The organism is Marinobacterium marinum, from assembly GCF_013868415.1.
Lineage (GTDB): Bacteria > Pseudomonadota > Gammaproteobacteria > Pseudomonadales > Balneatricaceae > Marinobacterium > Marinobacterium marinum.
The window spans coordinates 72239-78683 of record NZ_JACEMT010000032.1 but is presented as its reverse complement, the minus strand read 5'-3'; the positions used below and the strand labels follow the sequence as shown (position 1 = coordinate 78683).

12 protein-coding genes are annotated in these 6445 nt (G+C 53.7%); all 12 read left to right on the top strand.

The window, feature by feature from the left end:
• On the top strand, positions 1-1185 hold a 1185-nt coding region (gene tuf / locus H1S06_RS02120), incomplete at its 5' end, for an elongation factor Tu (protein ID WP_181736729.1).
• A 196-nt stretch (positions 1186-1381) separates the two neighbouring features.
• Positions 1382-1693: a 30S ribosomal protein S10 gene (gene rpsJ, locus H1S06_RS02115; RefSeq protein WP_181736727.1), complete on the top strand. Its 312-nt coding sequence runs from the start codon at positions 1382-1384 to the stop codon at positions 1691-1693.
• Positions 1694-1804: 111 nt separating this feature from the next.
• A complete protein-coding gene (rplC, locus tag H1S06_RS02110) occupies positions 1805-2443 on the top strand; it encodes a 50S ribosomal protein L3 (RefSeq protein ID WP_181736725.1) in 639 nt (212 codons plus the stop codon).
• 11 nt (positions 2444-2454) lie between these two features.
• Positions 2455-3060, top strand: a complete 606-nt coding sequence (gene rplD, locus H1S06_RS02105; protein WP_181736723.1) for a 50S ribosomal protein L4 — start codon at positions 2455-2457, stop codon at positions 3058-3060.
• The gene (gene rplW / locus H1S06_RS02100) at positions 3057-3353 is read left to right on the top strand and encodes a 50S ribosomal protein L23 (RefSeq protein WP_181736722.1); all 297 of its coding nucleotides are present in this window, start codon (positions 3057-3059) and stop codon (positions 3351-3353) included. The genes rplD and rplW overlap by 4 nt, the downstream gene beginning before the upstream one ends.
• 14 nt (positions 3354-3367) lie before the next feature.
• Positions 3368-4195, top strand: a complete 828-nt coding sequence (gene rplB / locus H1S06_RS02095) for a 50S ribosomal protein L2 (protein WP_181736720.1) — start codon at positions 3368-3370, stop codon at positions 4193-4195.
• Positions 4196-4207: 12 nt separating this feature from the next.
• Positions 4208-4486 (top strand): 30S ribosomal protein S19, encoded by a 279-nt coding sequence (rpsS, locus tag H1S06_RS02090; RefSeq protein ID WP_010324100.1) that lies wholly within the window; start codon positions 4208-4210, stop codon positions 4484-4486.
• An 8-nt stretch (positions 4487-4494) separates the two neighbouring features.
• On the top strand, positions 4495-4827 hold the full coding sequence (gene rplV / locus H1S06_RS02085; RefSeq protein WP_456085591.1) for a 50S ribosomal protein L22: 333 nt from the start codon (positions 4495-4497) through the stop codon (positions 4825-4827).
• Between the two features lie 25 nt (positions 4828-4852).
• On the top strand, positions 4853-5533 hold the full coding sequence (rpsC, locus tag H1S06_RS02080; protein ID WP_181736718.1) for a 30S ribosomal protein S3: 681 nt from the start codon (positions 4853-4855) through the stop codon (positions 5531-5533).
• Between the two features lie 11 nt (positions 5534-5544).
• Positions 5545-5958 carry a 50S ribosomal protein L16 gene (rplP, locus tag H1S06_RS02075; protein WP_181736716.1) on the top strand — a complete coding sequence of 138 codons (414 nt, stop codon included), beginning with the start codon at positions 5545-5547 and terminating at the stop codon, positions 5956-5958.
• Positions 5958-6152 carry a 50S ribosomal protein L29 gene (rpmC, locus tag H1S06_RS02070; protein ID WP_181736714.1) on the top strand — a complete coding sequence of 65 codons (195 nt, stop codon included), beginning with the start codon at positions 5958-5960 and terminating at the stop codon, positions 6150-6152. Before rplP ends, rpmC begins: the two co-directional genes overlap by 1 nt.
• Positions 6149-6412, top strand: a complete 264-nt coding sequence (rpsQ, locus tag H1S06_RS02065) for a 30S ribosomal protein S17 (protein ID WP_181736712.1) — start codon at positions 6149-6151, stop codon at positions 6410-6412. Before rpmC ends, rpsQ begins: the two co-directional genes overlap by 4 nt.
• Positions 6413-6445 lie beyond the last annotated feature (33 nt).

Below are 6445 nucleotides of genomic sequence, written 5' to 3'. Positions count from 1 at the left end.
CAATCATTTGAACGTAACAAGCCGCACGTTAACGTGGGCACCATCGGTCACGTTGACCACGGTAAAACCACTCTGACTGCTGCACTGACTCGTGTTTGTGCAGAAGTATGGGGCGGCGACGCCGTTGCCTTCGACGGTATCGATAATGCACCGGAAGAGCGTGAGCGTGGTATCACCATCTCTACTTCACACGTAGAGTATGAATCACCGACCCGTCACTACGCGCACGTAGACTGCCCGGGACACGCCGACTACGTTAAGAACATGATCACCGGTGCTGCTCAGATGGACGGCGCTATCCTGGTATGTTCTGCTGCTGACGGCCCCATGCCGCAGACACGTGAGCACATCCTGCTGTCTCGTCAGGTTGGTGTACCGTACATCGTTGTCTTCCTGAACAAGGCAGACATGGTTGATGACGAAGAGCTGCTGGAACTGGTTGAAATGGAAGTTCGCGAACTTCTGGACCAGTACGACTTCCCGGGTGACGACACTCCGATCATCGTAGGTTCTGCGCTGAAAGCACTGAACGGCGAAGATCAGGATGGTTTCGGTCAGGCAGCTGTCAAGAAGCTGGTTGAGACTCTGGACGAGTACATTCCTGAGCCGCAGCGTGCTGTTGACCTGCCGTTCCTGATGCCGATCGAGGATGTGTTCTCTATCTCCGGTCGTGGTACCGTAGTAACCGGTCGTATCGAGCGTGGTATTCTGAACGTTGGTGACGAAATCGAAATCGTCGGCATCAAGGACACCACCAAGACGACTTGTACCGGTGTTGAGATGTTCCGCAAGCTGCTGGACCAGGGTCGTGCAGGCGAGAACGTTGGTGCGCTGCTGCGTGGCACCAAGCGTGACGAAGTTGAGCGTGGTCAGGTTCTGGCCAAGCCGGGTTCAATCACTCCGCACACCAAGTTCGAAGGCGAAGTCTACGTACTGAGCAAGGAAGAAGGCGGTCGTCACACTCCGTTCTTCAAAGGCTACCGTCCGCAGTTCTACTTCCGTACCACTGACATCACGGGTGCGTGCGAACTGCCGGAAGGCGTTGAAATGGTCATGCCGGGTGACAACATCCAGATGACTGTTACCCTGATCAACCCGATCGCGATGGAAGACGGTCTGCGTTTCGCCATCCGTGAAGGTGGTCGTACCGTCGGCGCCGGCGTAGTAGCTAAAATCATCGAGTAATCATCTCGTTTGATTGATCTGAAAAGCCCTCTTCGGAGGGCTTTTTTGTGGTCGACCTGGCAAATTGTTGCGGGCTGGTTAAAAAGTAAACTTTTAGTTGACGCTAACCGGTACAGTGAGTAAAATTTGCGTCCCCTTCAATCGAAGGGAGGTCGGCTATTGCCGTTAAAAAACTTACAGGAAATGCGTGATCAGAATGCAGAACCAAAAAATCAGAATTCGTCTGAAGGCTTTTGATCATCGCCTGATCGACTCATCCGCTCAGGAGATCGTTGAGACTGCCAAGCGGACGGGTGCTCAGGTGCGTGGTCCGATCCCACTTCCTACTCGCAAAGAGCGTTACACCGTACTGGTTTCACCGCACGTCAATAAAGATGCGCGTGATCAGTACGAAATTCGTACGCACAAGCGTGTTCTGGACATCGTTGAACCGACAGAAAAAACTGTTGATGCTCTGATGAAACTGGATCTCGCTGCGGGTGTTGAAGTGCAGATCAGCCTCGGCTAATACGCACTGCGCAGAATTATTCAATTAATGAAGCGCTATTTGTGGAATGTCCCTGAAAAGGGCAGCCATAGTGGGTGACAGCCCCGTACACAACTGGCAAGAGGTAAAAACATGTCTGTAGGACTTATCGGACGTAAAGCGGGTATGACCCGCATCTTCACAGAAGATGGCGTGTCCGTGCCAGTCACCGTCATCGAGATGGAACCGAATCGTGTGGCCAACGTCAAGACTGTCGAAAAAGACGGTTATGCGGCGGTGCAGGTGACTACCGGTAGCAAAAAGGCAAACCGCCTGAGCAAGCCGGAAGCAGGTCACTTTGCCAAGGCTGGCGTTGAAGCCGGTCGCGGTTTGTGGGAGTTCCGCCTGAATGGTGACGAGGAAATCAACGTTGGCGATGCGCTGACTGTTGAGCGCTTCGAAGCAGGTCAGAAGATTGACGTTACCGGTCAATCCAAGGGTAAGGGTTTCCAGGGCGGCGTTAAGCGCTGGAACTTCAGTACTCAGGATGCGACTCATGGTAACTCTATCTCTCACCGTGCTCCGGGTTCCATTGGTCAGTGCCAGACCCCGGGTCGTGTCTTCAAAGGTAAAAAGATGGCCGGTCACATGGGTGCCGAGCGTTGCACCGTACAGACTCTGGAAGTCGTACGTGTTGATGCTGAGCGTAACCTGCTGATCGTCAAGGGAGCGATCCCGGGCGCCACTGGCGGCGATGTCATCGTTAAACCTGCTGTTAAAGCACGCGCCTGAGGAGGTTTGCCATGAATCTGAATCTGACTGGAGCCACTGGATCGGTTGAAGTATCCGATCTGGCATTTGGTAAAGAGTTCAATGAGACGCTGGTGCACCAGGTTGTGACTGCCTATATGGCAGCCGGCCGTCAGGGTAGCAAAGCGCAGAAAAACCGTTCCGCGGTATCTGGTGGTGGCGCCAAGCCTTTCCGTCAGAAAGGTACCGGTCGTGCCCGTGCGGGTACTAGCCGTTCACCGCTGTGGCGTGCGGGTGGTGTTACATTCGCTGCTCAGCCGCGCAATTTCGCTCAGAAAGTGAACAAGAAGATGTACCGCGCTGCCATGCGTTGCATTCTGTCTGAGCTGGTGCGTCAGGAGCGTCTGGTTGTTGTTGAAGACTTCCAGCTGGAAGCACCGAAGACCAAGCAGTTTGTTGCCAAGCTGGAAGAGCTGAAGCTGGGCAATGCTCTGCTGATCACCGAAAATGTCGAGCAGAATCTGTATCTGGCTGCACGTAACGTTCCGCATGTGGACGTGCGCGATGCTGCTGGTATCGACCCGGTTAGCCTGGTTGGTTTCGAGAAGGTGCTGGTGACAGTTCCTGCTCTGAAGAAAATTGAGGAGGTGTTGGCATGAACCCGGAACGCATTTATAAAGTGCTGCTCGGACCGCACATCTCTGAAAAGGCCACAATTGTAGCTGAAGGCAGCGAACAGGTTGTTTTCCGTGTGGCTCAAGATGCAACCAAGCCGGAAATCAAACAGGCCGTTGAAGAGTTGTTCAACGTTAAGGTCGCAGGCGTCAACGTTCTGAACATCAAGGGTAAAACCAAGCGCACCATGCGTGGCATGGGTAAGCGCAACGATGTTCGCAAAGCGTATGTTCGTCTGGCCGAAGGCTCTGAAATCGATTTCCTGGCAGGCGAATAACGAGGGGTTGAACCATGGCAGTTACTAAAGCAAAGCCGACCTCTGCTGGACGTCGTCACGTCGTTAAAGTGGTCAGCGAAGGTTTGCATAAAGGCAAGCCGTTTGCTGCGCTGGTCGAAAAGAAAAGCAAGACGGGTGGTCGTAACAATAACGGTCGTATCACGACTCGTCATATCGGTGGTGGTCACAAGCATCATTACCGTATTGTTGACTTCCGTCGCAACAAGGATGGTATTCCGGCTCAGATCGAGCGTGTTGAATACGATCCGAACCGCTCTGCCAACATCGCGCTGGTGAAGTATGCTGACGGTGAGCGTCGCTACATCATCGCGCCGAAAGGTTTGCAGGCCGGTGATCGCATCATCTCTGGTGAAGATGCGGATATCAAGAATGGTAACACCCTGCCGCTGCGTAACATTCCGCTGGGTAGCACCGTTCACTGCGTAGAACTGAAGCCGGGTAAGGGCGCTCAGATCGCGCGTTCTGCAGGTACTTCTGCACAGCTGGTAGCTCGTGAAGGTGCATACGCGACTCTGCGTCTGCGTTCTGGCGAGACTCGCAAGGTACTGACCGAGTGCCGTGCGACCCTGGGTGAAGTGAGCAACTCCGAGCACAGCCTGCGTCGTCTGGGTAAAGCTGGTGCCAGTCGCTGGCGTGGCGTTCGTCCTACCGTTCGCGGTGCGGCGATGAACCCGGTAGACCACCCGCATGGTGGTGGTGAAGGTCGTAGCTCTGGTGGTCGTCATCCGGTGACTCCGTGGGGCGTGCCGACCAAGGGTCACAAGACTCGCAAGAACAAGCGTACTGATGCACTGATCGTACGCCGTCGTCAGGCTAAATAAGAGGAATCAGCTGTGCCACGTTCACTGAAGAAAGGTCCTTTTATCGACCTTCACCTGCTGAAGAAGGTAGAAGCTGCAATCGAAGCTAACGAACGTCGTCCGATCAAGACTTGGTCTCGTCGTTCAACTGTGTTTCCGCAGTTCGTTGGTCTTACCATTGCAGTACATAACGGCCGTCAGCATGTCCCGGTGTTCATCACTGAAGACATGGTTGGTCATAAATTGGGCGAGTTCGCTGCGACACGTACATACCGCGGTCATGCAGCCGACAAGAAGGCCAAGAAGAAGTAAGGGGGTAGATGATGGAAGTTATCGCCAAGCACACAGGCGCCCGCATCTCCGCCCAGAAGGCCCGACTGGTCGCTGATCAGATCCGTGGTAAATCTGTGGGCGAAGCTCTGAATATCCTGGCGTTCAGCACGAAGAAAGGTGCACACCTGGTCAAGAAGGTTCTGGAATCTGCTATCGCGAATGCGGAGCATAACGAAGGTGCCGATATTGATGACCTGCGCGTGTCAGCTGTCTTTGTTGATGAAGGGATGACCATGAAGCGTATCCAGCCGCGTGCCAAGGGTCGCGCTGATCGCATCCTGAAGCGTACGTCACATATCACCGTCAAGGTGGCAGACTAAGAGCTGATTGCTAGGAGAATTCAAAATGGGTCAGAAAGTCAATCCAACCGGTATTCGGCTTGGAGTTGTCAAGGACCATACTTCTGTATGGTACGCCGACAAGGCTGAATACTCTACCAAGCTGCTGAATGACCTTCAGGTGCGTAAGTACCTGGATGGGCAGCTGAAAAACGCATCTGTAAGTCGCATCGAAATCGAGCGTCCGGCACAGAATGCCAAGATCACCATTTATACCGCTCGTCCGGGTATCGTGATCGGCAAGAAAGGCGAAGACGTTGAAAAGCTGCGCAACGCTGTTTCTCAGATGATGGGTGTGCCTGTTCACATCAACATCGAAGAAGTGCGCAAGCCGGACCTGGATGCGAAACTGGTTGCACAGAGCGTTGCCAACCAGCTGGAACGCCGTGTGATGTTCCGTCGTGCCATGAAGCGCGCGGTTCAGAATGCGATGCGTCAGGGCGCCAAGGGCATCAAAATTCAGGTAGGCGGTCGTCTCGGTGGTGCCGAGATCGCGCGTACTGAATGGTATCGTGAAGGTCGTGTACCGCTGCATACTCTGCGTGCGGACATTGATTACGCTACCTACGAAGCCCACACCACATACGGTGTGATCGGCGTTAAAGTCTGGATCTTCAAGGGTGAGATTCTTGGCGGTATCGAACAGGTACGTGCCGAGAAGAACGCGCCCAAGAAGAAAGGTAAGTGAGGTAGACGTCAATGCTGCAACCGAAACGACTGAAATACCGCAAGGTAATGAAAGGTCGCAACCGTGGCCTGGCACAGCGCGGCAGCAAGGTCAGCTTTGGTGAATTTGCACTGAAAGCGACCGGCCGTGGCCGTATCACTGCTCGCCAGATTGAAGCGGCCCGTCGTACCATGACCCGTCACGTAAAACGTGGTGGTAAAATCTGGATCCGTGTCTTCCCGGACAAGCCGATCACAGGTAAGCCGCTGGAAGTGCGTATGGGTAAGGGTAAGGGTAGCGTAGAATACTGGGTTGCCCAGGTTCAGCCGGGTAAGGTTCTGTTCGAAATGAGCGGAGTACCGGAAGAACTGGCTGCTGAAGCGTTTGCGCTGGCTGCTGCCAAGCTGCCTGTTTCTACAACCATTGTTAAGCGGACGGTGATGTAATGAATACTGCTGAACTGCGTGACAAGTCCGTTGAAGAGCTTCAGCAGGCTCTGCTGGGTCTTCTGAAGGACCAGTTCAACCTGCGTATGCAGAAGGCGACTGGCCAGCTGGCACAGACTCACCTGCTGGGTCAGGTTCGTCGCGACATTGCTCGCGTTAAGACTCTACTGAACGAAAAGCAGGTGACTAAATGAGCGCGGAAAAACGTACTCGTACTGTGACCGGTAAGGTCGTCAGTGACAAGATGGATAAGACCATCACAGTTCTGGTTGAGCGTAAAGAAAAACACCCGATCTACGGTAAGTTTGTGAAGCGCTCCACCAAACTGCATGCTCACGATGAAAAGAATGAGTGTCAGGCGGGTGACTTGGTGACTATCGCCGAATCCCGTCCGCTGTCAAAGACCAAAACTTGGTCGCTTGTTCGCATTGAAGAGCGTGCAGCAAAGGTGTAAACTTACGCACCTTTGCTCCATTACGCCAATTCA

What these genes read in the sequence shown, in the direction of transcription:
- rpsJ (WP_181736727.1), top strand. Translation starts at nt 1,382, where the DNA reads ATGCAGAACCAAAAAATCAGAATTCGTCTGAAGGCTTTTGATCATCGC.
- rplC (WP_181736725.1), top strand. Translation starts at nt 1,805, where the DNA reads ATGTCTGTAGGACTTATCGGACGTAAAGCGGGTATGACCCGCATCTTC.
- rplD (WP_181736723.1), top strand. Translation starts at nt 2,455, where the DNA reads ATGAATCTGAATCTGACTGGAGCCACTGGATCGGTTGAAGTATCCGAT.
- rplW (WP_181736722.1), top strand. Translation starts at nt 3,057, where the DNA reads ATGAACCCGGAACGCATTTATAAAGTGCTGCTCGGACCGCACATCTCT.
- rplB (WP_181736720.1), top strand. Translation starts at nt 3,368, where the DNA reads ATGGCAGTTACTAAAGCAAAGCCGACCTCTGCTGGACGTCGTCACGTC.
- rplV (WP_456085591.1), top strand. Translation starts at nt 4,495, where the DNA reads ATGATGGAAGTTATCGCCAAGCACACAGGCGCCCGCATCTCCGCCCAG.
- rpsC (WP_181736718.1), top strand. Translation starts at nt 4,853, where the DNA reads ATGGGTCAGAAAGTCAATCCAACCGGTATTCGGCTTGGAGTTGTCAAG.
- rplP (WP_181736716.1), top strand. Translation starts at nt 5,545, where the DNA reads ATGCTGCAACCGAAACGACTGAAATACCGCAAGGTAATGAAAGGTCGC.
- rpmC (WP_181736714.1), top strand. Translation starts at nt 5,958, where the DNA reads ATGAATACTGCTGAACTGCGTGACAAGTCCGTTGAAGAGCTTCAGCAG.
- rpsQ (WP_181736712.1), top strand. Translation starts at nt 6,149, where the DNA reads ATGAGCGCGGAAAAACGTACTCGTACTGTGACCGGTAAGGTCGTCAGT.